This window comes from Enhygromyxa salina, assembly GCF_002994635.1.
Lineage (GTDB): Bacteria > Myxococcota_A > Polyangia > Nannocystales > Nannocystaceae > Plesiocystis > Plesiocystis salina_B.
In genome coordinates this window covers 191310-217599 of the sequence record NZ_PVNL01000051.1, presented here as the reverse complement: position 1 = coordinate 217599, position 26290 = coordinate 191310, and the positions used below count along the sequence as shown (strand labels likewise).

The 26290-nt window shown below is 68.8% G+C and carries 24 protein-coding genes; 19 read left to right on the top strand and 5 right to left on the bottom strand.

All coding sequences use genetic code 11. The annotated features are described in order from the left end of the window. The first annotated feature begins 6 nt into the window (after positions 1-6). From ENSA7_RS13750 to ENSA7_RS13730, 5 genes are all read left to right on the top strand, one after another. On the top strand, positions 7-513 hold the full coding sequence (locus ENSA7_RS13750; RefSeq protein ID WP_106089734.1) for a hypothetical protein: 507 nt from the start codon (positions 7-9) through the stop codon (positions 511-513). A gap of 83 nt (positions 514-596) precedes the next feature. Then, positions 597-1604, top strand: a complete 1008-nt coding sequence (locus ENSA7_RS13745) for a TerC family protein (protein ID WP_106089733.1) — start codon at positions 597-599, stop codon at positions 1602-1604. Between the two features lie 56 nt (positions 1605-1660). Next, a complete protein-coding gene (locus ENSA7_RS13740; protein WP_106089732.1) occupies positions 1661-3460 on the top strand; it encodes a type IV pilus twitching motility protein PilT in 1800 nt (599 codons plus the stop codon). Between the two features lie 3 nt (positions 3461-3463). After that, complete coding sequence (locus ENSA7_RS13735) at positions 3464-4564, top strand: type IV pilus twitching motility protein PilT (RefSeq protein WP_106089731.1); 1101 nt, start codon at positions 3464-3466, stop codon at positions 4562-4564. A gap of 22 nt (positions 4565-4586) precedes the next feature. Next, a complete protein-coding gene (locus ENSA7_RS13730; RefSeq protein WP_181233712.1) occupies positions 4587-5252 on the top strand; it encodes an SOS response-associated peptidase in 666 nt (221 codons plus the stop codon). Here the strand turns inward: ENSA7_RS13730 and ENSA7_RS13725 are convergent. Then, positions 5236-6828 carry a xylulokinase gene (locus tag ENSA7_RS13725; RefSeq protein WP_244923792.1) on the bottom strand — a complete coding sequence of 531 codons (1593 nt, stop codon included), beginning with the start codon at positions 6826-6828 and terminating at the stop codon, positions 5236-5238. The two genes, ENSA7_RS13730 and ENSA7_RS13725, sit on opposite strands and share 17 nt — an antisense overlap. A gap of 64 nt (positions 6829-6892) precedes the next feature. Between ENSA7_RS13725 and ENSA7_RS13720 the strand changes: the two genes are divergently transcribed. Both ENSA7_RS13720 and ENSA7_RS43610 read left to right on the top strand, forming a co-directional pair. Then, positions 6893-7876, top strand: a complete 984-nt coding sequence (locus tag ENSA7_RS13720; RefSeq protein WP_146157659.1) for an LLM class flavin-dependent oxidoreductase — start codon at positions 6893-6895, stop codon at positions 7874-7876. Between the two features lie 282 nt (positions 7877-8158). Next, positions 8159-8833: a hypothetical protein gene (locus tag ENSA7_RS43610; RefSeq protein WP_181233711.1), complete on the top strand. Its 675-nt coding sequence runs from the start codon at positions 8159-8161 to the stop codon at positions 8831-8833. Positions 8834-8851: 18 nt separating this feature from the next. On the opposite strand, the gene ENSA7_RS13705 is transcribed toward ENSA7_RS43610, so the two are convergent. Together ENSA7_RS13705 and ENSA7_RS13700 are read right to left on the bottom strand one after the other, a co-directional pair. Continuing rightward, positions 8852-9355: a DUF2505 family protein gene (locus ENSA7_RS13705; RefSeq protein ID WP_106089727.1), complete on the bottom strand. Its 504-nt coding sequence runs from the start codon at positions 9353-9355 to the stop codon at positions 8852-8854. A gap of 10 nt (positions 9356-9365) precedes the next feature. Then, positions 9366-10607: a pectin acetylesterase-family hydrolase gene (locus ENSA7_RS13700; RefSeq protein WP_181233710.1), complete on the bottom strand. Its 1242-nt coding sequence runs from the start codon at positions 10605-10607 to the stop codon at positions 9366-9368. Between the two features lie 203 nt (positions 10608-10810). Between ENSA7_RS13700 and ENSA7_RS13695 the strand changes: the two genes are divergently transcribed. Both ENSA7_RS13695 and ENSA7_RS13690 read left to right on the top strand, forming a co-directional pair. Continuing rightward, on the top strand, positions 10811-12244 hold the full coding sequence (locus ENSA7_RS13695; protein ID WP_146157657.1) for a cytochrome P450: 1434 nt from the start codon (positions 10811-10813) through the stop codon (positions 12242-12244). Positions 12245-12258: 14 nt separating this feature from the next. Further along, positions 12259-13137: an SDR family oxidoreductase gene (locus ENSA7_RS13690; protein ID WP_106089724.1), complete on the top strand. Its 879-nt coding sequence runs from the start codon at positions 12259-12261 to the stop codon at positions 13135-13137. Between the two features lie 3 nt (positions 13138-13140). Here the strand turns inward: ENSA7_RS13690 and ENSA7_RS13685 are convergent, their stop codons facing one another. Next, positions 13141-13626, bottom strand: a complete 486-nt coding sequence (locus ENSA7_RS13685; protein WP_106089723.1) for a hypothetical protein — start codon at positions 13624-13626, stop codon at positions 13141-13143. Between the two features lie 166 nt (positions 13627-13792). Between ENSA7_RS13685 and ENSA7_RS13680 the strand changes: the two genes are divergently transcribed. The 3 genes from ENSA7_RS13680 (at position 13793) to ENSA7_RS13670 (ending at position 18206) form a co-directional block, all read left to right on the top strand. Further along, positions 13793-15250 carry an MBL fold metallo-hydrolase gene (locus tag ENSA7_RS13680; RefSeq protein ID WP_106089722.1) on the top strand — a complete coding sequence of 486 codons (1458 nt, stop codon included), beginning with the start codon at positions 13793-13795 and terminating at the stop codon, positions 15248-15250. 102 nt (positions 15251-15352) lie between these two features. After that, positions 15353-17551 (top strand): phospholipase D-like domain-containing protein, encoded by a 2199-nt coding sequence (locus tag ENSA7_RS13675; protein WP_106089721.1) that lies wholly within the window; start codon positions 15353-15355, stop codon positions 17549-17551. A 4-nt stretch (positions 17552-17555) separates the two neighbouring features. Then, positions 17556-18206, top strand: coding sequence for an AgmX/PglI C-terminal domain-containing protein (locus tag ENSA7_RS13670; protein ID WP_106089720.1), 651 nt, complete (start codon positions 17556-17558; stop codon positions 18204-18206). Between the two features lie 23 nt (positions 18207-18229). On the opposite strand, the gene ENSA7_RS13665 is transcribed toward ENSA7_RS13670, so the two are convergent. After that, a complete protein-coding gene (locus ENSA7_RS13665) occupies positions 18230-18658 on the bottom strand; it encodes an HIT family protein (RefSeq protein ID WP_106089719.1) in 429 nt (142 codons plus the stop codon). A 140-nt stretch (positions 18659-18798) separates the two neighbouring features. On the opposite strand from ENSA7_RS13665, the gene ENSA7_RS13660 reads away from it, so the two are divergent. The 7 genes from ENSA7_RS13660 to ENSA7_RS13630 all read left to right on the top strand — a co-directional run bounded on the left by ENSA7_RS13660 (position 18799) and on the right by ENSA7_RS13630 (position 26233). Continuing rightward, positions 18799-19548 (top strand): ABC transporter ATP-binding protein, encoded by a 750-nt coding sequence (locus ENSA7_RS13660; protein WP_106089718.1) that lies wholly within the window; start codon positions 18799-18801, stop codon positions 19546-19548. Then, positions 19545-21029 carry an ABC transporter permease gene (locus tag ENSA7_RS13655; RefSeq protein ID WP_106089717.1) on the top strand — a complete coding sequence of 495 codons (1485 nt, stop codon included), beginning with the start codon at positions 19545-19547 and terminating at the stop codon, positions 21027-21029. The genes ENSA7_RS13660 and ENSA7_RS13655 overlap by 4 nt, the downstream gene beginning before the upstream one ends. Positions 21030-21090: 61 nt before the next feature. Next, positions 21091-22284 (top strand): SpoIID/LytB domain-containing protein, encoded by a 1194-nt coding sequence (locus ENSA7_RS13650; RefSeq protein WP_106089716.1) that lies wholly within the window; start codon positions 21091-21093, stop codon positions 22282-22284. A 9-nt stretch (positions 22285-22293) separates the two neighbouring features. After that, positions 22294-23139, top strand: coding sequence for an alpha/beta fold hydrolase (locus ENSA7_RS13645; RefSeq protein ID WP_106089715.1), 846 nt, complete (start codon positions 22294-22296; stop codon positions 23137-23139). Between the two features lie 18 nt (positions 23140-23157). Continuing rightward, complete coding sequence (locus ENSA7_RS13640) at positions 23158-23502, top strand: hypothetical protein (protein ID WP_106089714.1); 345 nt, start codon at positions 23158-23160, stop codon at positions 23500-23502. Positions 23503-23662: 160 nt separating this feature from the next. Next, positions 23663-24571: an MBL fold metallo-hydrolase gene (locus ENSA7_RS13635; protein WP_106089713.1), complete on the top strand. Its 909-nt coding sequence runs from the start codon at positions 23663-23665 to the stop codon at positions 24569-24571. 48 nt (positions 24572-24619) lie between these two features. Further along, positions 24620-26233: a sigma-54-dependent Fis family transcriptional regulator gene (locus ENSA7_RS13630; protein ID WP_106089712.1), complete on the top strand. Its 1614-nt coding sequence runs from the start codon at positions 24620-24622 to the stop codon at positions 26231-26233. Positions 26234-26290 lie beyond the last annotated feature (57 nt).

Genomic DNA, 26290 nt, shown 5'->3' with positions numbered 1-26290 from the left:
CCGCCCATGCGAGCGACCAGTGCTCTGGTGCTGACCGCGGCCGTCGCCTTCGGGCTCGCGGCCTGCCTGCCCAAAGATCACCCTGACGTGGAGTGGATGAAACCACCCAAGAGCTACGACCCGGTCGAGACCGAAGGGCTGACCTTCAACAAGGCGGGGATCGACGCGCTCACGCTCACCGACGGCGATGAGCGCGACGCTCACATCACGGCGCTGCAGGCGGACGGCACGTTCAAGGGTCAAGCGAAGTGCCAGAGCGGCGCGGGCACCGGCGACCTCGAGCACTCGGCCTGGGGTGACTACGAGCTGACCTGCGACGCCGGTACGATCCTGTTCGACATCGAGTTGAAGTACCACCTGTTCACCAGCCGCGAGGTTGGCAAGCCGCTGAGCGCGAACGCCTATGTCGAATTCGGTGGCACCTTGGTAGAATTCGACTATCACGACGAGTCCAAGCCGCGCTCGATCACCGCGAAGGTCAAGGTCGGTGACGATCTGAAGCGGCTCGAGTAGCCGGCCGACTCGGGGTCCCACGGTTCCACAGATCTCAGGCATTCGGCGTCCGGCATCCCCCACGCGTCTCAGGACTTCACCACTTGGGCTTTGAAAGCGTCGGATCACCTCTGCTCTGGGGCGCCTTCCTAGTCGGCGTCCTGTTCATGCTCGCCCTCGATCTCGGGGTCTTCCACAGCGACACCCACCAGGTGTCCTCGCGGGAGGCCCTGATCTGGTCGTGTGTCTGGGTCACGCTGTCGCTGTGCTTTTGCGGCTTCATCTGGTGGCACTTCGACAGCAAGCACGCGCTCGAGTGGCTGTCGGCCTACGTGATCGAGAAGTCGCTGAGCGTCGACAACATCTTCGTCTTCATCGTCATCTTCCGCTACATGAAGGTCCCCCGCGACCACCTGCATCGGGTGTTGTTCGCGGGCATTCTGGGCGCGCTGATCCTGCGCGCGGCGTTCATCTTGGTCGGCCTCGGCCTGATCGAGATGTTCACCTGGTCGCTGTACCTGTTCGGCGGGTTCTTGATCTACACCGGCCTCAAGCTGCTGATCTCCGGCGACGGCGAGCCCGACGAGGGCGCCGGCGACTCCTGGGTCAAGCGCAAGGCCGAGCAGTGGCTGCGGGTCACCAGGGACTTCGAGGGCCCCAAATTCTTCGTCAAGAACAACGGCAAGTGGTTCGTGACGACGCTGTTCGTGTGCCTCTTGATGATCGAGACCGCCGACGTGATCTTCGCGCTGGACTCGATCCCGGCGATCTTCGGCATCTCGCGCGACCCCTTCATCGTGTTCACGAGCAACGTGTGCGCGGTCCTGGGCCTGCGGGCGATGTTCTTCCTGCTCGAGAACGTGATCGATCGGTTCCGCTTCCTGCCCTACGGGCTCGGGATCGTGCTCGCGTTCATCGGCGTGAAGATGGTGCTCGCAGAGGGGATCGGCGGCATGGGGCTGTACGCGCTCGGGGTCGCGCATCAGGCCTGGCTCGACCCGTTCGAGGTGCCGATCGGGCTGTCGCTGGGGCTGGTCGCCGTCGTGCTGGTCGTCTCCGTGCTCGCGAGCCTGCTGATCCCGGCCCCCGCTGGCGACCCGAACGACGAGTAGTCGGCGCGCGGGTTTGCGACGACCAAGCGGCCGCAACCACGATATGCTGCGGGCCCGTGGCTGATCTCGATCGCTACCTGCGGTACCTCCAACGTGACGATGTCACGGAGTTCGTACTCCAGACCGACAAGGTCGCGGCGCTCAAGCTCAGCTCGGGCCAGCTGCACCCCGTCACCAAGACGGCGCTGGGTAGCGAGCACATCGTCACCCTGCTCGAGGGCGTCGGCTGGGGTCCCCTGGTCCCGCGCGAGGACACGGGCGGCAAGGAGCAGGCGGCGTCGAGCAACAGCGTCGACTATGTGGTCCGAATCGCGCGCCGTGCTGACCAGCTGCAGGTGCGCGTGGTCCAAGCTCCCCAAGCGCCGCGCCGCGTCACACCCGATCCCGCGCCCGCGGCTGCGCCCAGGCCAACCCCGAGGCCAACTCCCAAGCCAGCTCCCAAGCCAACTCCGAGGCCATCCGCAACCCCATCCCCGACCCCGTCGCCGACGGAGGCGCTCATCGCCAACGCGGTGGCGTCGATCGACGCCATGCGGGGATCGGCCCCCGCGACTACGCCGTCGTCGTCCGTTCGTCACAGCCCGCGCACCCAGGCGAGCCCGTCGTCTGGGTCCTCGTCTGGTCCCTCGTCCGGTCCCGGCGGCGTCGACTTCACGACCCGCCCGCCCCGATGCACGTGGGACAAAGGCGGACCCGAAGCCCGGATCCGTGCGTTGCTGCGCGAGGCTCGTGAGAGCGGCTGCACCGACGTCCACGTGATCGGAGGCCAGCCCGCGCGCCTGCGTCGGCTGGCCGAGCTCGAGCCGGTCGGTCCGGTGCTCGATGCCGCCAACGTCGAGCGCATGCTGATGTCGCTGCTCGAGCAAGCTGGCGAGCTTGCTGCCGCCCAGCTGCATGAGCTTGGCTACACGGACTTCGCCGTCGAGCTGCCCAACACCGGTCGCCTGCGAGTCAACTTTGCCAAGGGCCAGTCCGGGCTCAAGGGCTGCTTTCGGCTGATCGTGCTGCGCCCGCCCAGCCTCGACGCGCTCGGCCTGCCGATCGAGCTGCACAAGGTCGCCCAGCACCATCAGGGCCTGGCGGTGGTCTCGGGTCCCAGCGGGCAAGGCAAGACCACGACGATGTCGGCGCTCGTGGATCTGGTCAACCGCACCAAGCCGCACCACATCATCACGGTCGAGGATCCGATCGAGGTCGTGCACCCAATCCGCAAGGCCGTGATCAGCCAGCGACAGGTCGGGCTCCACACCCAGAGCTTTCACCACGCGCTCAAGGGGGCGCTGCGTGAAGACCCCGACGTGATCATCATTGGCGAGCTGCGCGATCGCGAGACCGTCGAGATGGCGCTGCAGGCGGCCGAGACCGGGCACCTGGTCATTGCGAGCATGAGCACCCCCTCGGGCGCCAAGACGATCGAGCGGCTGATCGACATGTTCCCGCCGGAGGACCAGGCCCAGGTCCGCTCGACGCTGGCGGGCGCGCTCAAGGTCGTGGTCTCGCAGCGCCTGGTCCCGACCGCGGACCGCTCGAAGCTGGTCGCCGCCGCCGAGCTGATCACGGGCAACGTCCCGCTGTGGAGCCTGATCCGCGAGAACAAGCTGTTCCAGATGTCCAGCCTGCTGCAGCGCGGGCGCAACTACGGGATGATCAGCGCCGAGACCTCGCTCAACGAGCTGCTCGCGCAGGGCGTGATTACGGAGGAGACCGCGCGCAGGCACGCCGACGATCCGCGCGCGATCAACCCCGGCGGCGTCAAGCCAGCCGCCACCCCAGAGGCCGCCGGCCCAGACATTGGCAAGGCGGCGCTGGGAGCGATGCGCAACATGTTCGGTCGCGGTCGCAAGGAGGACGGATAGCGCATGCCAGCCCTCGACAGCTACTTTGGCGTCATGCTCGACACTGGCGCTTCGGATCTGCACCTGAGCGTGGGCTACCCACCGATGCTGCGGCTCAAGGGCGACCTCGTGCCCCACGGCCACCAGCCGATCGACGCGCCGACCATGCACAGGCTGCTCGACGAGCTGCTCGACGAGCCGACCCGCGCGCGCTTCCACAAAGAGCGCGATCTCGACTTTGCGTACTCGCTGCCGGGGCCGGGCGCGGAGGTCCGGGCCCGGTTTCGCTGCAACTATCTGTACAAGCACACCGGCCCCGGGGCGGTGTTTCGGACCATCCCCTCGAAGATCCTCAGCGCCGAGCAGCTCGGCCTGCCCACCCAGGTGCTCGAGCTCGCCAAGCGACGATCGGGGCTGGTGATGGTCACCGGGCCGACCGGCAGCGGCAAGAGCACGACCCTGGCCGCGATGATCTCGTGGATCAACCATGAGCGGGCCGGCCACATCCTCACGATCGAAGATCCGGTCGAGTTCGTGCATCAGCCGGTCAATTGCCTGATCACCCACCGCGAGGTCGGCTCGGACTCACCGAGCTTCGCCGACGCGATCCGCTCGGCCGGCCGCGAGAACGCCGACGTGATCCTGGTCGGCGAGCTGCGTGGGCCCGAGACGATGCGCCTGGCCTTGCAGCTGGCCAGCTACGGCGTGTTGATCTTCGCTACGGTCCACACCAACTCGGCCGCCGCGACGATCGATCGCTTCATCAACGTGTTCCCGGCCGGGCAGCAGCCGGCGATCCGCGGGATGCTCGGCGAGTCGCTCGCGGGCATCGTCGCCCAGCAGCTGCTCAAGCGCGCCGACGGCAGCGGTCGGATCGCCGCCCACGAGATCTTGATCGGCACCAACGCGGTCTCGACCTGCATCCGAGAGAACCGCACCTCGATGATCGACAGCATCATTCAAGCAGGGGCCCGCGACGGCATGCAAGGCATGGACGCGACCCTCGATCGGCTGGTCCGCGAGGGCACGATCACCGCGCAAGACGGCCTCGACAAGGCGCTCGACAAGGCGACCTTCGCCAAGCAACCGCACGTCAGCAGCCAGCTCGACATGCCGATCGAGTGAGGAGCGGCGCATGTGCGGTCGCATGAGCCTCAGCGCGCCCAACCACCGGGCCGCGGCGCTGCTGCTCGCCGACGCGGTCCCGGGCTTCGAGGCGGACGGCCTCTCGCAGTGGCTCGCGCAGTCCGAGTACCGGCCGCGCTACAACATTGGGCCGGGTCAGGATCACTTCATCGTGCGCGGGCGAGCGGGCCGACCGATCCTCGATCGCGGCAGCTGGGGGCTGCGCGGCCCCGAGCGGGCGGGCAAGCGTGGCAAGCTGGTGATCAACGCCCGGGCCGAGACGGTGATGGGCCAGCCGCTGTTTCGCGGCCCGTTCGCGACCGGGCGCTGCTTGATCCCGGCGGATGGGTTCTTCGAGTGGGCGCGCCGCGACAGCCAGCGGCTGCCGTGGTGGTTTCACCGACGTGACGACAAGGCGCTGCTGTTCGCGGCCGTGCTCGGGCCCGAGGGGTTCTCGATCATCACGGTCCCGGCCGCCCCGCAGCTACAGTGGATCCACGCGCGGATGCCCGCGATCCTCGAGGCTGACGAGGTCGCCGACTGGCTCGGTGGCGATCAGCGTCGCGCGCACGCGCTGCTGCGCAGCAGCGAGGTCGCCCTGGCGTCGATGCGCGTGTCACCGAGCTTCAACTCGGTCGCGCACGACCAACCGATCGAGCCGCTGCCCGAGCTCACGCCCGGCGGTTGAGGCTGCGGTGGATCGGGGCGTTCTTGGCGTAGATCTGCAGGTACGCCGCGAACTGCCGATCGAGGATCTCGCGGTGCTCGGGGTTGGGCGTGAACGAGCTCGCCACGCCGACGCGGCTGGGGATGTCCTCGACCTGCAGGTGCCCAAGCCCGATCGAGGCCAGCAGCGCGACCCCCCGCGCGTTGCAGGCCCGCGGCTCGACGACCTGGTGGATCTCGCGCTCGAGCACGTCAGCCATGACCTGACACCACAGCTGCGACATCGCGCCGCCGCCGATGAACCGGATCGGATCACAGCGCGCGCCGACAAATCGCTCGAGGTACTTCAGCAGCCACTTGGTGTTGAACGCGACGCCCTCGTAGATCGAGCGGATCAGCTCGGCGCGACCGGTCCGCAGCGACATGTTGTGAAAGCCCGCGCGCAGGGTGTCATCGGCGACGGGGCAGCGCTCGCCGTACAGCCAGGGCGTGAAGATCAGCCCGCCGCTGCCAGCCGGCGCGGTCTGGCCGACCTGCTCGAGCCGCTGCCAAAAATCTTCGGGCGCCGGGCCGGTCCCGAGCGCGTCGTCGGCGAACAAGAAGTGATCGCGCAGGTACTCGAGGCACACCCCCGCGCTCTCTTGCGCGGCCGCGACGAAGTAGCGGCCCGGCAGCGGCGAGGGCAGCGAGGCCATGTTGTGGAGCACGTCGGTCTTCTTGTAGCGGACGTGGCAGGTCGCCCACGACGAGGTCCCGACGTAGATGTGCGCGTGACGATCGTCGACGGCGCCGGATCCAACCGCGGCCGACTGTACGTCTGGGGTCCCGCCGATCACCTGGATGCCGTCGGCCCCGACCGCACCGAGCCCGAGCGCGGCCGCGGCTGATTCGGTGAGCGTGCCGATGACCTCGGTCGCGCCGCACAGATCTGGCAGCTTGGCCCGCGGGACCCCGATCCAGTCGAGCAGCTCGGGGTCGTAGCGGATCTCGTCGATCTCGCGGTTGTCGGTCACCCAGTGAGCGGTGATCGAGTCATGCGTGGCCGCGAACACCCCGGTGAGCTTGAAGTTGAGCCAGTCCTTGGGCTCGAGGAACATGGCGGCCTTGGCGTAGAGCTCGGGCTCGTTGTGGCGAAGCCACAGCATGTGCGCGACCGGCTCCTTGCCCGCGAGGCTGGGGACCCCGCCGGTCAGCCGAACCCACTTGGCCAGCTTTCGAACCCCGTAGCCCTCGACGCGGATCAGGCCGTCGCAGATCTCCGGCACATATCGGGACCCGCGCGAGTCCAGCCAGATGATCGCCGGCCGCAGCGGCGCGCCCTCGCCGTCGACGGCCACGGTTCCACACCAGTGGCAGGTCACGGCGACCGCGACGATCCGCCCGGCCGCGCCGGTCTGCTCGAGCACCGCGGTCGCCGCCTCGCTGATCGCCCGCCACCAGTCGGCCGGATCTTGCTCGGCGCCGCCGCCCGCGAGCAGCGACAGCTGGACCGGCCGCGTCTGCCAGCCCACGACCTCCGCGTCGAGGGTCACGACGGCGACCTTGGGGCCCGAGGTGCCCAGATCGATCGCCAGCACGCAGTCGCGTGAGCCCGTCACCCCCGCAGTGTCGCGCAAGCGCCGGGCGACCACCACCGCAGCATGGGTGGAGTATCAACCCCTCATGCCACGCTACCGCTGCGGTGTCCTCGATCAGTCCCCCGTCGCCGAAGGGCGCGGCCCCGCCCAGGCCGTCGCCGAGACCGTGGACCTGGCGATCCGAGCCGAGCAGCTGGGCTACGCGCGCTACTGGCTGGCCGAGCACCACGCGACCGACAGCTTCGCGGGTCCCTGCCCCGAGATCCTCATGGCCCACGTGGCCGCCAAGACGCGGTCGATTCGGGTCGGATCCGGCGGGGTCATGATGATGCACTACAGCGCGCTGAAGGTGGCCGAGCAGTTCAACATGCTCGCGACCTTGCACCCCGGGCGCATCGATCTGGGCGTCGGCCGAGCCCCGGGGACCGACAGCCAGGGCGCCCGCGCCCTGTGCCCCAACGCCGCCCCGCCCGACCTGCAGCAGAAGCTGTTCGAGACCAAGCTGCGCGACCTCGGGACCTACCTGCACCCGGCCGACGGAGGCGGGGCTCAAAAGTGGCTGCTCGGGTCCGGGACCGAGAGCGCGACGCTCGCGGCCAGGCTCGGCTGGGGGTTTTGCTTCGCCCAGTTCATCAGCGGCGCGTCGGGGGCGACCGTGGTCGACGCCTACCGCGAGGCCTTCGTCCCCTCGCCATGGCTGGCGCGACCCCGGGTCGCCGTCGGTGCCTTCATCTTGGTCGCCGAAGATGACGCGGAGGCCAACCGCCTGATCAGCAGCACCGAGCTTTGGTACCTGAGCCTGCAGCAGGGCCGGCACGTCCCGTTTCCGGCCCCCGAGCAGGCGCTGGCCTACGAGTGGGGGCCCGCCGCTGCCGCGATGCGTCGGCAGCTCCGCGCTCTGCGGCTCCACGGCGGGCCCCAGACCGTCTCGCGCGGGCTCGATCGCCTGGCGCTGCTCTATGACACCGACGAGTTCCTGGTCGTGACGATCACCCACGATCACGCGGCACGGGTGCGCAGCTACGAGTTGCTGGCCGAGATCGCCCAGCTCGACCCACCAGGCGCGTGAGCTGACTCTAGATCCAGGCCTGGGGCGAAGCGCGCACACTTGTCCTGAAGGCCAGCTCGCTCGGGTTGACGGCCCTTCGGCCGACCCGACCTGTCCCTGGGCCCAGCAACGTGATAGCCGCCGAATGCGGTTGGTTTTCAAGCCCTCCTGCAGTCGTGCTAACCTCGCGTCCACGATTAGCTGCCTGGTGTTTTCATGTCTTTACCCCGTCGCCTAATCCCCGTGTTCGTCCTGCCCCTCGCATTCGCATGTGGTTCGTCCACAGATGATCGCGAGGATCCAATGTTCTCCAATGGCGAAGCGGGCACCAACGCCGAGGGCGGCACCTTCGACGAGAGCGGCGGCGACATGGGAACCGGCGACGGCGACGGACCCACGACCGGCGACGGCGATCCCAGCACGGGCGATGGCGATGGCGATCCCGGCACCACCGGCGATGGCGATGGCGACCCCGGCACCACCGGCGACGGTGATGGCGACTGCGCGACCGATCCCGCCACGGTCGGGTCGAGCTGCGGGCAAGGCAGCGCCTACCACGGCGCGTACCCGATCGGTGAGGTCAGCGCGGACATGCCACTCGGCGCGATCCTCGAGACTGACAACGGCCAGGGCAACGGCGCCGAAGACTGGTATCAGGTCGACTTCCCGCTCGATCCCGGCACCCGCCCGATGGCCGGCACCGCGATGATCCAGTTCCTGACCAACGAGAATGACGACTATCGGTTCGAGGTCTACCGCGACTGCGGTGCCCAGGCTTACGGCCAGGGCCTGGCGGCCGAGTTCGGCGCCAGCGCGCCGCCGCTGACGGAGTGGAGCTTCAGCGACCTCAACCCCGACATGGAGCAGCTCGAGTACATGGACAACTTCCCGTGGCCAACCACGGTGTGGGTCCGCGTGTTCAGGTTCAAGGACAGCCCGACCTGCACGGGCTACCAGCTGCAAGTCCAGCGCGAGTAGCTGATGGTCGGTTGATGGTCAGCCCGGATGGGCGGCCAAATAGCTGTTGATCCACTTCGCGCTGTTGTCCCAGCCGTCGAGGGTGTTCTTGGCCGCGGTCTTCTCGACCAGCGTGCCGATCCCAAACATGTTGGCGTCGACCTCGAACTGCACGACGCGCCGACAGTGCCCGACGCCGTGGGGGACCAGGCGCATGGTCCCCGTCACCCGCAGCTTGTCGCCGAACGCGGCCAGGACCAGCCGCCACCGATACACGCCCTCGCTGCGGACCCAGTCGCCGATCTCTTCGTAGCCAACCCGATCGCCGACGATCTTGGCCACGGCCCTGGGCATCTCGAGCTTGGGGGTCATCGCCATCCGGCGAACCAATTTTTCACCGTCATCGCGGCGCTCGAGGATCTGGCACGAGGGGAAGCCCAGACCCCGCTCGTACATCTCGATGTTGAACGCGTCGTCGAAGTACAGCGGCCACATGCGCTCGGGCGTGCAGCTCAGCTCGTGGTCCATGTCGTGGCGTTGCATGCGGCGAACCTCAGGGGGGGCCCATGGACCCGTCGGGATCGACGAAGCTCTGCATCGGCGCGCTGTCGTCGAGCACCAGCTCGATGAAGTCGCCGAGCTGCCAGTCGCCGACGTCGGTCAGGCCGAAGTCGATGATCGACGCGCAGTGGCTGTCATTGATGTTGCGGAAGTACGGCAAGAAGTACGCGAGGTTGTCCCGATCGTCGTACTGGTCCATGAGCAGGATCGTGTCTTCCCAGAATTTCTGGTGAATCCCCTCCTGGTCAATGCCCTCGTAGAAGCGCTCGTAGGAGTAGCGCGAGTAGTTGTAGTCGCGGATGAAGTAGGTGATCGCCAGGCGATCCTCGGGGAACAGGTCGGCCATCTCGGCGTTGATCGAGCCGAAGTCCTCGGTCAGCGCGGCGGCGATCGGGGTCTCGTCGATCACCGTATCGAGCCCCCACGCCGACTGGATCAGCTCGTGCAGCGGGGCCGAGTTGACCGAGTCGGGGAACAGCGGACCCGAGTCATTGACGAGGTAGCCGAAGTTGGGGGCGATCGCCTCGCGCAAGAAGAAGTAGTTGACGTTGGAGCCGGCCCCGCCCGCCGAACAACCGCCCGCGTACAGCTTGTCCGTGTCCTGGAACTGCCAGCCCAGCCACTCGCTGACCGCCATCATGTTGTCGTGGCCGACGTGCTTGTAGGCGAGCTGCTTGGTGCCGTCTTCGCTCTCGTAGGTGGCCGAGCGGCTGCCAGTGTGGACGTCGCCCGTGCAGTACGACACGAACACCATGTTCCAGTCACGCATCGGGTTTTGGCTGCTGTCACGACGCACCAGCGGCGAGTGGACCGCCCACGCGTCCATGTGGTTGTCGGAGATCCCGTTGGGGTTGGCGGCCCCGAGCTTGCCGAGCTCACCCGAGCAGCTCTCATAGTCCCAGCACGCGCCGCCGGGCTCGAAGATCACCATGAGATCGTCGGCGCCCTCATGCCAGTTGACGAAGAATTTGTACTGGCTGCCGTCGCTGCAATAGGTGTCCGGCAGCTCGATCGGGACCCACTCGTCGTAGGCCGGAGGCGGCGGGGCGGGCTCTCGTTCGTCGCCGGTCTCGCCCGTCTCACCGGTCTCGCCCGTGTCACCGAGCTCGGTCCCGCTGGTCTCCGGCTCGCCAGAGCCGTTGTCATCGGCGGCGTCGATGGGGTCACCGCAGCCAAGCGGGGCGGTGACGAGGCAGATCAGGAGTGACGAACAGAACAAACGACGTACGGACATCAGGCTTCGACTCATGTGGTTGAGCGCGATCAAACGACTCGCGGACAGCTTGTCTCATCGTATGCGGGTGGACGGCAACAGACAACGCAGCGCCGGCCGCTAAACGGCCGCCAAACGGCCGCCTCCGGCCGCAATATCGACCCCGCGCGGAGCTTGTGGCCGCCGCGTGCAGCGCCGCCGTCACGCCTGGCATCATCCGCCACATGAAGGACTCGTTCGCATCGCCCGCCTTCACCCACCTCGCCAGCGCGTTCACCCGCCGGCGTCAATACGGCGATCGCAAGCTCCCGCCCGGGCCCGATGGCCTGCCCTTGCTCGGCAGCATCGTCGACGTTCGGACCGACGCGCTCGAGATGTTCGAGCGAGGCCGCCGCGAGCACGGAGACACGGTCCGCTATCGATTCGGACCGTTCGACATGGTGGCGATCCACCGACCCGAGGACATCCGCACGGTGTTGCTCGAGCGCGCCGACGACTTTCACAAGAGCCCATCCTACACCGGCCTCGAGCTGGTGATCGGCAAGGGCCTGCTGACCAGCGAGGGCCCGTTCTGGAGGCGCCAGCGCAAGCTGATGACGCCCGCGTTTCACCACAAGCGCCTGCTCGGGTTTTGCGACCACATGGTCCGCTGCTCGAGCGATCTCGCCGACGAGTGGGAGCGGCTCGCCGGCCAGCGCGGTGACACCCTGCCGGTCGTCGATCTCCACGCACAGCTGTTGTCGCTGACCTTCCGCATCGTCGGGCTCACGCTGTTCTCGACCGAGCTGTCCGACAAGGCCGGCGGGATGGGCCCGGCCCTGGCCGTGGTGCTCGAGCACGCCAACCACCTGGCGGTCTCGATGTTGCTGGTCCCGCCGCCGTGGCTCCCGACTCCCCGCAACCTTCGCTTCAAGGCCGCGATGAAGGTCGTCGATGACGTGGTCATGGGCATCATCACCGAGCGCCGCCGCGGCCACGAGGACACGGGCGACCTGTTGAGCATGCTGATGGCCGCGACCGACGAGACCGGTGATGTCCGGATGAGCGACCGCGAGCTACGTGACGAGGTCGCGACGCTGGTCCTGGCCGGACACGAGACCACCGCGCAGGCGCTGACGTGGACCTTCATGTTGCTCTCGCGCCACCCCGAGGTCGAGCGTCGGGTCGTCGCCGAGATCCGCGAGGTCTGTGGCGATCGGCCACCGAGCATGGGCGACCTCGCGCGCCTCGAGTACACGGGGCGCGTGATCGACGAGGCCATGCGCCTGTACCCGCCTGCGTGGTTGATCGAGCGCCAAGCCCTGGTCGACGTCGAGCTCGACGGCTACAGCATCCCGGCCGGCACCCTGATCGCGATCTCGCCGTGGACGCTGCATCGCCACCCCAGCTACTGGCGCAACCCCGAGGGCTTCGATCCCGATCGCTTCCTGCCCGAGCACGTTGGCACGCGGCCGCGCTACAGCTACCTGCCGTTCGGCGGCGGGCCGCGCCAGTGCATCGGCGTCAACTTCGCCCTGTATGAGGCCAAGCTGGTGCTCGCAACCTTGTTGCAGCGGTTCAGCGCCGAGCTGGTCCCCGGTCAGGATCACAGCCTCGAGGCCGCTGTGACCCTGCGGCCCGCAAACGGCATGAAGATGTGGCTGCGGCCGCGCGCGTGAGGGATACCCAGGCCATGCCCCCTCGCCTGTTTTGCTTTGGACTCGGCTACAGCGCCGAGCGACTGGCCCGGCGCCTGGCCGCCCAGGGGTTCGAGATCGCCGGCACCACCCGAGACGTCGACGCGAAGGCTGCGGCGCTCGCTCAGCCCAGCTGGACCCTCCACCAGTTCGACGGCACGGCGCCGCTCGCCGATCCCGAGCGAGCCCTGGCTGGGACCACCCACCTGTTGCACTCGATCATGCCGTCCGTGGACGGCGACCCGGTCCTGCGCTGGCACGCCGCCCTGATCGACGCCCTGCCCCGCTCGCAGCTGCGCTGGATCGGCTACCTCTCGACCACCGGGGTCTACGGCGATCACGGCGGCGCGTGGGTCGACGAGCACAGCCCCAGGCGTCCGACCAAGCCCCGAACCCAGCGCCGGCTCGTCGCCGAGGACGCGTGGCTCGAGCGCGGCGCCCGGGTGTTCCGACTCGCGGGGATCTACGGCCCCGGTCGCAGCGCGCTCGAGCGCGTCGTGGCCGGCACGGCGACCCGCGTGATCAAGCCCGGCAAGCTGTTCAACCGGATTCACGTCGACGACATCGCCGCCGTGCTCGCCGCCTCGATCGAGCGCACCACCGAGCCCCAGCGCCCGCTCGAGGGCCGCGCCTACAACGTCTCCGATGGCCACCCGGCCAGCAGCGCCGACGTGCTGGCCTACGCCGCGGAGCTGCTCGGCGTCGAGCCACCCCCGGCGGTCGCGTTCGAGGCCGCCGAGATGTCCGCGATCGCCCGCAGCTTCTGGCAAGACGATGTGCGCGTGGCCAACGAGCGGATCAGGACCGAGCTCGGCGTCGAGCTGCGCTACCCCGACCACCGCGCCGGCCTCGAGGCGCTGGCCCGCGAGAGGTAGCGTTCAGACCGCCAAGAAGCCCAGCGCCATCATCAGCAAGCCAGCCACGAACATGATCCCGAGGTAGGTGATCAGCGTGGTTGCGATGCCGATCCCCCAGGCCCAGTTGGCCGACGAGCAGGGATGGTGTCCGAGCGCGCGATACTTGCCGCGGATCTGGCTGCCAAAGTACCAGCCCAGCGGTCCCGTGATGAAGCCAAAGCCGAACCAGAACCCGCCGGCCGCGACCATCAGCCACAGCTGGCTGTCGTCGGCCAGCTTGCTCAGCTCGTTGGCCTGATGAACCCCGGGCGCCGGGTGGTACGCGTTGGGCGGGGCGGCGCCCTGGCCATAGCTGACGTATCCGGGCTGCTCGTAGTGGGGCGGCGGCGCCTGCCTGGGCGGCGGTGGATACGAGTAGCCCGGCTGTGCGTACTGCGGTGTCGGCTGCGGATAGCCGGGCTGTCCGTTGCCCGACCCCTGGTTCAAGTTGCCGTATGGGTTGTTCATGGCGCCCTCAGATTGTACGCGATGACAGCGGCGCCGGTCACAGCTGTCAGCTCGGGCCAGGCTCCTGGCCCGCTTGCAGGCCCCTCTCGTAGACCGAACCGCTCGTCGGCAGCGGGACAGCTGGGCAGGACCGCTGGTAGCATGGCCATGACGCGGGTGCGTCCAGATGTTCGCGCTGACCTTCCTCGGGCATCAAGGCTGGCTGATCGAGACCGCCTCGACCAACGTGCTGCTCGATCCACTGCTCGGCGATCGCTTCGGGCATGGCGGCCTGCTCGGCGAGATCTACCCGCCCCGCGCGCTCGACTTCGGTCGATTCCCGCGGATCGACGCGGTGATCCTCAGCCACGAGCACGACGATCACTTCGACATCCCCTCGCTCGCGCGCCTCGATCGCGCGACCCCGATCTACCTGTCGAGTCGGGCGTCGGTCGCCGCCCGCGAGCTGCTCGCACACATGGGGTTTTCGGCCGTGGAGTTGCTCGAGCCAGAGGCGGTGGTCGAGCTCGGCGAGCTGCGCGTTCACAGCTTCTCGACCGATCACCGAGGCGGCAAGCAAGCCGACGAGTGGGACGTCGTCCCGCTGCTGATCCAAGATCGGGGCGGACACGGCAGCGTGTTCACGTCGATCGACGTGCGCCCGCGCGACGGCGATCTCTCGCGGCTGCGCGAGCTGGTCTCGGGTCGGCTCGGGATCTGGGTGGTCGCCAACAACTGCTCGCGCGCGGCGTTTCAAGATCTGGCTCGACCGCGTGATCCAGTGACTCGGGATCCTGCGGATCCCTCGCTGGACGACACACCCGCGCTCGCCCGGGCGCTCGAGCGCCGCCACGTCCAGCTCGCGGCCAGCTGCGGCGCCCCGCTCGCGACCTGGATCTGCGGCGGCGGCTGGAGCTTCGATCGCGAGCGCGCGTGGATGAACCACCACCTGTTTCCGATCGACTCGCAGCGGCTCGCCAGTGCCCTCGGTCAGCTCACGGGGGGGCCACACGTGCGCGCCCCCAACCCGGGAGCGGCGCTGGTCATGCGTGACGGCGCGATCGTCTCGACCCTCACCGAGCGTGCCTTCATCCGCGCGCGCCCGCCCGAGCGCTGGCCCAAGCGGGACTACCGAGGCGACGGCCCCCGGCTGTTGGACTATGCCCCGGCCTGCGCACGGACCCGGATCGGCGCAGACGGATCCGAGCGGCTCGCGACCGAGCTGGTCGACCTCGCCCGCTACCTGTACGGCGGACCGCTGTTTTGCGAGATCCATTCGCTGCCGACCAAGCTCGACAGCGGCGCGTGGGCGCGGCCGTGTCTGTCGCTGCGAGATGACGACGGGCCGTCCGTCTTGGCCTACGAGCCGAGCGCGTGCGCGTTCGTTCGCCACGCCTGCACCGACCCCACCGTGGAATTCGCCGCGGGGATCGAGTGCTGGGCCAGCGACTTGCTCGCGCTGCTCGAGGGTGAGCTCAGCCCGAGCGCGCTGTGCTATGCGGGCCGGCTGCGGTTCTGGAACCACGAGCCGCATCGCCTGCGAGTCTCTCCGCGCGAGCTGTGGGACTTTGGCCACCCGCTGCGCCGACCCGACCGGACCGCGCGCCTGTATCGGCGCCTGCTCGCCGCCACAATTCACCCGTGAGCCACCCCTGAACCCAGGACCCGGCAGGTTTGGCGGGCCCGTCGGGTGGATTTGGCCCAGGCCACGCCTACCCAAGCTCGCCGCCGCCCGATATTCTCAAAGGTGCCCGAACGAGCCGACCTGAGTGTCCGCCTGCGTCAGATCGTTGGCTTGTTTGGCGACGAGGCGGGCGTCGCCGACGTCGACGCCGAGTCCCGACCGCTCGCCGACGTGGTCGCCGGGGCGCTGAGCGCGACGCTGGAGCGCTGGAGTCGGAGCCCGACCCTGCGCAGCGTCATCGGTGGGATCGAACGCGACGTGCTGACCAGCCCCGGCGAGTGGGTCGAGCTGCAGGCGACCCTCGGCGTCGCCGCCAAGCTCGGCACGGTGGTCCGCTTCTACCTCGACAAGCAGCTCGTCGCCGAGCACCCGATCGAGGATCGCAGCGAGGTCCGGGCGATGATCCGCGCGCCCGCGCCCGGGCGCTATCGGGTCGGGGTCGAGCTCGCAACCGCGACCGGGCGCGTGGGCCCGAGCGCCGAGCTGACGGGCAGCCGCACGCTGCAGGTCGCCGACGGCCGCCCGCTCGCGCTGGTTCACGCCGAGCTGCTGCTCCCGAGTCCGGCGCCGCGCGAGCGCCTGGGCCCCGACCTCGCGCTGCTCGACGCGCTGGCCGAGGCCGGGTTCGAGGTCGCGTTCTTCGACATCCACGAGAAGAGCCGCGCGCTCGCGATCCACGAGGCGATGGTCACCCACCAGATCCCCGCGACCGCGACGCTGATCTACGGCGGCCAGGAGCAAGAGCTGACCAGCCTCGGGGTCGACTTCGCCCAGATGTTCGGGCTGACCGCGGTTCGCAAGCTCCGCGCCAAGGGGGTGCCGGTCACCGCGATCATCAGCGAGCAGCTCCCGCCCACCGACCGCGACACCACCGAGCCGATCGAGCTGCTGTCACCCGACGAGGCGATCCGGCGGGCCAGGGCGGGCGAGCTGCAGCACATGCCCGCCCGCGCCCTCGCGTTTCGTGAGGCCTGGGCGCGCGCCGATCGAGACACCTGGCGGCTCGACCACGCGACCGGCTCGACCCTGGTCGAGGGCAATGAATTCCACGCCGAGCTCGACAACCTGAAGGCCCGCCAGCGCGTGTTCGAGCTGATCGACAGCGCGACGCACTCGCTGCACCTGCAGTTCTACATCGTCCGGCCCAGCGAGTTCACCGAGCAGCTGATCGTCGCGTTGATCCGCCGGGCCCGGGTCGGCGTCCGGGTTCGCCTGATGCTCGACGCGCTGTACTCGGAGGAGGAGCTGCTCGGCCGGGTCAACCCCTTGCTCAGCTCGCTCCGCGCCGAACCCAACATCTCCGTGCTCGCGGTCGAGCGGATCGAGTCGCGCCACGACGTCGAGGTCACCAAGCTCAAGCGCCGCGACCATCGAAAGCTCATCATCATCGACGGGCGCCGGGCGATCGTGTCGGGTCGCAACGCCAGCGACGAGTACTACACGGGCTTCGCCGAGATCCCGATCCACGACAACACCCGCCACGAGCGGATCCCCTGGCTCGACGCCCACGTCGAGGTCGCCGGGCCGCTGGTCCGCGAGGTCCAGCAGTCGTTCCTGCGGACCTGGCACGAGCAGGGCGGCGCGCTCACGCCCGAGAACGAGCCTGGCTTGCTGCCCGAGCTGCCCACGGCCGGGTCGGCGGCTGGCAGGCTGGTGGTCCATCACGGCCTCGCCGACGCCAACGGCCTGGCGATGTACGAGTCGATGCTCGAGCTCGCCAACGACCACGTGTACATCGTCAACGACTTCCCGATCGTCAGCGCGCTCGAGCGCTCGATCCGACGGCTGCTCGCTCGCGGGGTGCGGGTGGAGTTGCTGACCGGCAGCGCGGCCGCGCGCCGGGCCGACGGCAGCTTCTTCCCCGCGCCCATGCACCGGACCTTGTTCGAGCTGATGGTCAAAGCCCGGCTCGAGCCGCTGCTGCTCGCTGGCGTCCACGTCTACGAGTTCGAGCCGCCGCAGTCCGAGCAGGTCGTCGCCCGCGGCGGTCGATTTCGGCCCTACGTGCACGCCAAGCTGGTCACCGTCGATGGGCGCCTGGCCAGCATTGGATCGGCGAACCTGGACGCGACCGCGAGCTTCTGGGAGAGCGAGGCCAACGTCGTCGTGCAGGACGCCAGCTTTACCTCGGAGCTCGAGGAGCAGCTGCGCGTGCTGATCGCCGGGAGCGCGCCGCTCGATCCCGAGTCGGACTACTGGCGCAGCGAGCGAGCCAAGCGGGCGGTCGTGCTCAAGCTGTGGCCAGGGTCGCTGTACTCGTGACCGCGTGAAGCTCCCCCACCCCGCCGCGCAGACCAACTACCATCGGGGCATGCGATCGGTGACCGGCCCTCGTCTGTTGCTCCTTCCCACGCTCGGGCTCGCGCTCGCCTGCGCGTCACCCAAAGACGCGAGCGCCCCCGAGGCCGAGCAAGCCAGCGTCGACCCAGCTCAGGGCTCCCCGAGCGAAGCCGCAAAAGCCGAGCTCGCGCCATCCGCCACGCCCATGGCCGAGCCCGAGCCGGCAATGGACGCTGAGGCCATGGGTGAGGGAGAGAGCAAGCCATTGGAGGCCCCCGCCGCCAGCCGGCCGAGCCGAGACAGCTTCACTGGTCAGCTCGAGATCCAGGTGCCGATGATCAACGGCGGGCTCAACCGCGACATCATTCGCCGCACCGCCAGCGACCACGCCGACGACATCCGGACCTGCCACGGGCGCGCGCTCGCGGCCACCCCCGGGCTCGCGGGGACGCTCGTCGTCGCGCTCACGATCGACGCGGACGGCAGCGTGAGCGCGGCCGAGGTCGGCGAGCGCTCCGCGTTCGCCAGCCGCGACGTCGAGGCCTGCGTGGTCGCGCTCGCGCGGGGCTGGCAGTTCCCCAAGCCGAGCGACGGCGAGCGAGCCAGCGTCGAGCTGGCCTTCGACTTCGGCCTGTGAGCTCGCCCCCCCAGATCCCCCGCTCAGGCGCCGTCAGCGAGCGCAGCGTGCATGCGCTCGAGCAGCTCGCGGGCCTCGGCGGCATCGAGCGCGCCGGGCCGCCAGTCGATCCCGAGCCCGCGCTCCTCGAGCTTGGGGATCACGTGAAAGTGCACGTGAAACACCGCCTGATGGGCGCCACGTCCGTTGTTCTGCAGCACGTTGTACTCGGTCGCGCCGCTCGCAGCCATGACCGCGCGCGCGACTCGAGGCAGCACCCGGCCGATCGCCGCGGCGGACTCGTCATCGAGCTCGTGCAGGAACGTCTTGCGCTGCTTGGGGATCACCAGCGTGTGCCCCGGCGCGAGCGGAGAGATATCCAAGAACGCGAGCACCTGCTCGTCCTCGTAGACGCGATGGCAAGGGATCTCACCGCTGAGAATCTTGTCGAACACCGTGGCCATGTCGCTCATGATGGCCCGAGTGTAGCGGCATCAGGCTCAGCGTCCACCGCGCAAAAGCGCCGAGAACCCGCAGCTACGGCGCGTCTGACAAACTGTCGCAGATCGGGTGGGTTTGACCGCCTGGCACTGCGCGGCTATGGTCTCGCGCAATGATCCGCCTGCGCGGGCTCCGAAAAAGCTACACCACCAACAAGGTGGTCAATGAGGTCCTCAAGGGTGTCGACCTCGACATCGAAGCAGGCGAATTCGTCGCGATCGTGGGCCGCTCTGGCTCGGGCAAGACCACCCTGCTCAACGTCGTCGGCGCGCTCGACAGCCACTACGAGGGCTCGGTCGAGGTCGACGGCAAGCAGCTGCGCGAGCTCGATGACGCCTCGATCAGCGCCTACCGCAATCAGAACATCGGGTTCATCTTTCAGAGCTTCTACCTGCTCGAGCACATGACCTGCATCGAGAACGTCGCGCTGCCGGCGGTGTTCGCTCGCGGGGGTGACTCGCTCGAGCGCGGCCCCGCGCTCGAGCGCGCGCGCGCGGTCATGGCGGAGGTCGAGCTGTCCGACAAGTGCGACGCGCTGCCCAACACGCTCTCGGGCGGGCAAAAGCAGCGCGTGGCGATCGCCCGCGCGCTGTTCAACCGGCCGCGGCTGATGATCTGCGACGAGCCGACCGGCAACCTCGACATCTCCACCGCGCAGTCGATCCTCGCATTGTTTCGCCGACTCAACGAACAACAAGACATCACGCTGGTGATCGTCACCCACGACCACATGATCTCCCAGGCTTGCAAGCGGATCGTCCACATCGACCAAGGCTGCATCGTCGAGGGCGCGGGCGAGTTTCAGCAGCGCGAGGCTGGCTCCCCAGATGCCCCAGATGCAATGGGAGAGCGCACGGCATGAGGGCCAGTCGTCTGTTCCGCATCGCGCTCGATGACATCCGGCGCAACCGCAGGCACTTCCTGCTGGCGTCGATCGGCATCATCGTGGGGATCGCCGCGTTCACGTTCTTCTTGGCCCTCGGCGGCGGCGTCCGCAAGGTCGTGCTCGGCAAGATCTTCCCGCTCGACAAGCTCGAGGTCGTGCCCAAGAGCTTCGACGTCGACGTCTCGGTCCTGCGCGTGCCGCTGGGCAACGAGATCATCGACGACGCCAAGGTCGCCCAGCTCCGGGCGATCCCCAGCGTCTCGGCCGTGTATCCCAAGATGAAGCTGACCATCCCGTCGATGGTCTGGGGCGGGCAAAAGCTGTTCGGCAACAACCTCCGCGCCGAGCTCATCGCCGACGGCGTCGAGCCCGAGCTGGTCCGGGGGGACATCGCCAAGCGCCTGGTCTTCGAGGACTTCGAGGCCGACGCCGAAGGCTGGGACGGCTGGCAGTCCCTGCCCTCCGCGACCCCGTGCGAGACCAACGAGCAGTGCGTCGAAGCCCACGACGAGCAGTCCTACTGCTGGGGCGTGAGCGAGCTGGCCAGCTGGGAGAAGGCCGTGACCCGAGCCGCCAAGGCTGGCAAGCCGCCGCCGCCCAAGCCGATCGAGCAGCCGCGCTGCCGCAAGTACATCCCGATCATCATCTCGAACCACATCGTCGAGCTCTACAACGGCTCGGTTCGGCGCGCGCACGGGTTCCCGAAGATCAACCCCGACTCGGCCGTCGGCTTCACCTTCGACCTGACGTTTGGCGCGTCCATGGTCGACGCCTCGGCCAAGGACCACACCTACGAGGCCCGGGGCATGCTCGTCGGGTTCTCCGACAAGGCGATCAACCTCGGCATGACGTTCCCGGTCGGCTATGTCCGGCGCCTGAACGTGGAGTTCGGCGAGCCCGCGTCGGCGTCCATGTACCACTCGGCGGTCCTGCAGATTGAATCCAAGGACGACGTCGCCTCGGTCGCGGCGGCGGTGAAAGAGCTCAACCTCGACGTGACCGACACGGGCGCCGAGCAGGCCGCCCTGCTGATCACGATCTTCATGATGGTGTTCGGCTTCGTCAGCATCGTGATCGTCGGGATCGCCGCGATCAACATCATGCATGTGTTCTTCATGCTCATCTACGAGCGCCAGCAGGAGCTCGGGATCATGCGGGCGATCGGGGCCAGCCGCGGGGACATCCGCCGGATCATCATCAGCGAGGCCGCCGTCGTCGGGGCCCTCGCTGGGGCCGTGGGTGTCGCCCTCTCGATCGTCGCCGGCCGCGTGTTCGACTGGGTGTCCGCGAGCTACATCCCAGATTTCCCCTATAAGCCGCGGACCTATTTCGACTTCCCGCCGGCCTTGCTGCTCGCCGCGTTCGGATTCGCGATCGGGTTTTGTGTACTAGGGGCGTTCTTCCCAGCCAACCGCGCCGCCCGGACCGATCCCGCCCGCGTCCTGACTGGTCAGTAGCGCTCGCGTCCTCCGCGTTATTGCTGACACGCCCGTCCGGTTTCATGGCAGGCTCGTTGCCATGGGTCGCCGGATTGTCCTCGTTTCACTCGCCGCGGCTGTGAGCCTGGCCGGCGTCACCTTGTCGTGTGTCGTCGGTGATGACGAGGGTGATCAGCTCCGCGCCGACGTGACGCCGGCTCCCGACGCCTGGATCCCCGCGCCGCTGCCCGCCGCCTACTGTGAGATCCTGGTCGAGGGCAAGGGCATCAAGGACATGGAGACGGACTACCTCCCGCACGTGATCACGTGTGAGAACGGTGGCGCCAACCTCGAGGCCCTCAAGGCCCAGGCGATCGCGGCGCGCTCGGTCGCGTACTACTACATCGCCAACCAGGGCAGCGTGTGTGACAGCCAGGGCTGCCAGGTCTACACCTGTGGCGCCACGCCCTCGGCCAAGGCCTATCAGGCCGTGCAAGAGACCAGCGGTCAGTACATCAACTACAACGGCGTGCTGACCTATGCTTTTTATGTGGCCGGCGATCCCAACACGCCGCCGCCGGCCTGCGTCGGCAACCAGAACGTCGGGACCGAGCACTGGGTCACCTACAACGAGGGCCAGGCGGGCCCGGACGTCGAACAGACCGCGCTGGGCTGGGTGTTCGAGCCCAACGAGTCAGGGTTCGGCCAGAACCGTGGGTGCATGTCGCAGTGGGGCGCCCGCTGCCTCGAGAACAACCAGGGCTACGACTATCAACAGCTGCTCCGCTTCTACTACGGCGAGGACACGATCATCACCCAGGCCCAGGGCGAGTGCATCGAGGATCTCGGCGACGGCGACGGTGACTCTGGAGACGGCGACGGCGACGGTGACTCCGGCGACGGCGACTCTGGAGATGGCGACGGCGACCCCGGCGACGGCGACTCTGGAGACGGCGACGGCGACACCGGTCCAGGTCCCGACACCGACTGCGCGATCGGCAGCCTCGGCTGCGTGTGCACGATGGGCGGTGGCTGCGATCCCGGCCTGATCTGCATCAACGAGGCGTGTGTGCCCGAGGGACCCAGCGAAGCCGGCGACGACGGCGGCGAGACCGGGTTCTCGAGCGGGTTCCAGGACGACGCGTTCGCGACCGGGGACGGCTGCGCGTGCTCGGCGGGGACCACCGGAGCCGCACACGCCCTGGGCACGTTTGGCGTGCTTGGCATGCTCGGCATGCTTGGCATGCTTGGCATGACCAGCGTCGGCCGGCCCCGCCGACGCTCGCGCGGCTGAGGTTCCCGAATGCCGACGATCACCGTCCACGGCCTGCGCATCCGCTACCACGAGTTCCCCCCCGCGACGGCGACCGGGCTGTCGCCGGTGGTGTGCCTGCCGAGCACCGGTATGTCCGGTCTGCAGTGGCGCCGCCTCGCCAGGTCGCTGAGCAAGCGCGGCCACGTGGTGTTCGCCGTCGATCTGATCGGCTATGGCGAGTCCGAGGACTGGCCGCGACCGGGTCCGTTTCGGACCGAGTACGACGTCGACGTCGTCGACGCGCTGCTCGATCTGTGCGAGCGCCCGGCTCACCTCGTGGCCCACTCCTACGGCGGCCGCGTGGGTCTGCGCGCCGGCTTGCGGCGTCCCCAGCTGCTGCGCTCGCTGGCCCTCTACGAGCCGACCTGCTTCGGGATCCTGCGCTCGACCGGCGACACCGTCGGCCTCGCCGAGCTCGGTGACTACGACGCCGACGGGCAGTTCCTCGATGACGCCTTTGGTGGCAGCGAAGCATGGGTCGAGCGCTTCATCGACTACTGGAGCGGGCCCGGGAGCTTCGCCGAGCTCGACGCGGACGAGCGCGCCGCCTGGCTGCGATCGAGCCGCAAGATGTTCGAGGAGGTCCGCGAGACCGCGCTCGACGACCTGCCCCACACCCGCTACGCCGAGGCGCTCGGACACCTGCCGATGCTCGTGATCTCCGGCGCGACCTCGACCCGCGCGGGCCAGCGCTGCTGCGATGTGTTCGCCCAGGTCATGCCTCGATGCCGTCACGTCGAGCTCGCGGATGTCGGGCACATGGGCCCGGTGCTCGCGCCCGGAGAGGTCGCCGAGCTGATCGCGGGACACATCGCGGATGTCGAACCAGGCTGAGGTCGTGCTGGTGGGCCGGTGACGATGTTGCTCGCGATCGCGGCCGTGGCGGTGCTGGTCTGGATGTTCTATGCGCCGGGTCCCAGGGTCCGCGAGCCAGTCGTGACGCGGGCGCATCAGCCCGAGCTGCCGCCCGCGGACCAGCTCCCCGGCGGCGATCCCAGCCGCGCGATCGTGGTCGACTCGCCCGCGGTCATCGATCGCCACGCCGAGCGCTGGCCGTGCCCGGTGTGCAATGGCTCAGTCCGCTGCGAGCACCACCGCGCCGAGCTGATCGCCGGCCAGCGCCAGCGCGTCGCCCGGGTTCACTGCCCGCGCTGTGGGTTCGAGCGCGACGTGTACTTCGTGCTGCGCGGCTCATGAGCGCCCGCACCGATCCAGGATCGATCAGGCCCTGCACCAGCGTGGATCAGCGGCCTCCGCACGGCCGCCCAACCCATTGAAATCACAACAGTTATGGATTCGAACGGTGATTGCAGTCTGAGCCCGCGAGCGCAACGACGCGCGAGCAGGGAGAGCAAGCATGCGAATCAGCTTTTACGGAGTCCGAGGTTCAATCGCCACCGCTGGTGACGCCACCCGTCGCTACGGCGGCAACACCCCCTGCGTCGCCGTCGAGGTCGCCGGTCAGCAGCTGATCTTCGACGCGGGCACGGGCATCCGCGGGCTCGGCAGCGACCTCAACCGCGCGAGCGGAGCCGGCCAGGTCCACGCCAACTTGTTCTTCAGTCACCTGCACTGGGACCACATCCAGGGCTTCCCGTTCTTCGGTCCGGCCTACGTGCCCGGCAACCGACTCGACGTCTGGCACGTGCGCGCTGACGACGACGCGCCGTTCGTCCGCGAGGTCCTCAGCGAGCAGATGCGGCCGCCGACCTTCCCGGTCGGACTCGAGGTCATGGCCAGCGAGCTGTATTTTCACGAGCTGACGCCCGGCCAGGTCGTGCGCGTGGGTGAGGCCAAGCTCCGCCACGCCGCCGTCGATCACCCCAACGGCTGCGTGGCGTGGCGGGTCGAGCACGAGGGTCACGCGATCGTCTACGCGACCGACCTCGAGCACGATCCAGAGGTCCCGCCGCCCGCGCTCGTCGAGCTCGCGCGCGGAGCCGACGTGCTGATCTACGACGCGATGTACACACCCGAGGAGTACGCCGGGGTCGGCGGTCCAAGCCGCAAGGGCTGGGGCCACGGCACCTTCGAGGGCGGAGCCGCGGTCGCCGAGGCGGCCGGCGTCCGCAACCTCTGCCTGTTTCACCACGACCCCAGCCACGACGACGGGTTCATGGACGCGCTCGCGGCCCGAGCCCGGCGACGGTTCCGCGCGACCAGCGTTGCCCGCGAGGGCATGGTCGTCGAGCTCGGCGAGAGCCTCGGCCAGGCCCAGCTCGCCACGGCTCGCCGCCCCGCGTCGATCGCCGCGTGTGCTCAGTAGGCGGCGCGCGACAGCTTCGAACAGGAGTTGCCCGCCCGGAATTCGGCGATGACCCGCGAACCGACCTCGCCGCGTGACAGCGGCAGCTTTTCACGCCCACGCGCGTGGGCCAACCTTGGGCTGGTGAGCGGCAAGGACCAGCGCGCGTCGGCGCTCGAGCGGGACAGCGTCGCGCTCGCGGCCGCCCCGTTCCTCACCCGGGGGGTCGAGCTCGACGCGCTGCTCGTCGCGGTCGTCGACACGATCGTCGATCGGCTCGCGGCCGAGCGCGGGACCTTGTACCTGGTCGACGGCCGGACCCGCACGCTCAGCTCCGTGGTCGCGCACCTGCCCGAGCTCGAGCGGATCCGCCTCGACTTCGGTCAGGGCATCGCCGGGACCGTCGCGTCCGAGGGCAAGGTGCTCAGCGTCTCGAACCCCGCCGACGACCCGCGCTTCGACGCGACCTTTGATCGCCAGACCGGGTTCAGCACCCGCTCGATGCTCGTCATGCCGATCTGGGACAGCCGCCGCGAGGTCATTGGCGTGCTGCAGCTGCTCAACGCCGCCCGCGGACGGTTCGACGCCGAGGACGAGCAAAACGCGATCGTGCTCGCCAGCCAGGCCGGACAGGTGCTGGAGGCCACCAGCCTCTACGCCGAGCTGCGCGCGCGTGGGCCCGTCTCGCTCGACCTCACCGAGCAACCCCGGCCAGGCCCCAGCTACACCTTCAACCAGATCGTCGGGGAGTCCGCGGCGATGCAGGCGGTCTACGCGGTCGTGCGAAAGGCCGCGGGGACCGACGCCACCGTGCTGATCAACGGTGAGAGCGGGACCGGCAAGGAGCTGATCGCCCGGGCGGTGCACGTGAACTCGCCCCGCCGCGGGCAGCCATTCGTCAAGCTCGACTGCACGACCCTGCCCGAGGCGCTGATCGAGAACGAGCTGTTCGGACACGAGCGCGGGGCCTTCACCGGGGCCGATCGCAGCACTCGCGGCAAGGTCGAGGCGGCCAGCGGCGGCTCGCTGTTCATCGACGAGATCGGTGAGCTGCCGCTGGCCCTTCAGGCCAAGCTGCTGCGGGTCCTGCAGGATCACGAGTTCGAGCGCGTCGGCGGGACCCAGACCATTCACGCGGACATCCGGGTCATCTGCGCGACCCACCGCGACCTGCTTGCGATGATCGACCGCGGCGAGTTTCGCGAGGACCTCTACTACCGGATCCGCGTGGTGCCGATCCTGCTGCCGCCGCTGCGCGAGCGTGGGCGTCAGGATCTGCTGCGGCTCGTCGAGCACTTCGTCGATCGCTACGCAAGGCGCCACCATCGGGCGATCCGCCAGGTCTCCCCCGCAGCGCTCGAGCGGCTGCTCTCGCATGACTTCCCGGGCAACATCCGCGAGCTCGAGAACTGCATCGAGTCCGCTGTGGTGCTGTGTGACGACGCGACGATCGAGGCCGATGACCTCCCGCTCGCCGTGCGCCCACGGATGGGTTCGCGCAACTCCGCTCCGGTCGGTGACGGCCCACGTCTCGGCGATCCCGAAGTCTCGCTCGCCACGCTCGAGCGGGCCCACATCGACGCGGTCCTCGACGCCTGCGATGGCAACCAGAGCGAAGCCGCGCGCCGCTTGGGGATCGGCCGCAACACCCTGGCCCGCAAGCTCGATCGCGGCGCCGAGTGAGTCGGTCGTCTCGCCAAAGCTGGCAGTCGTCCTGACGGCGAGCGTGCAGTTTCCGAC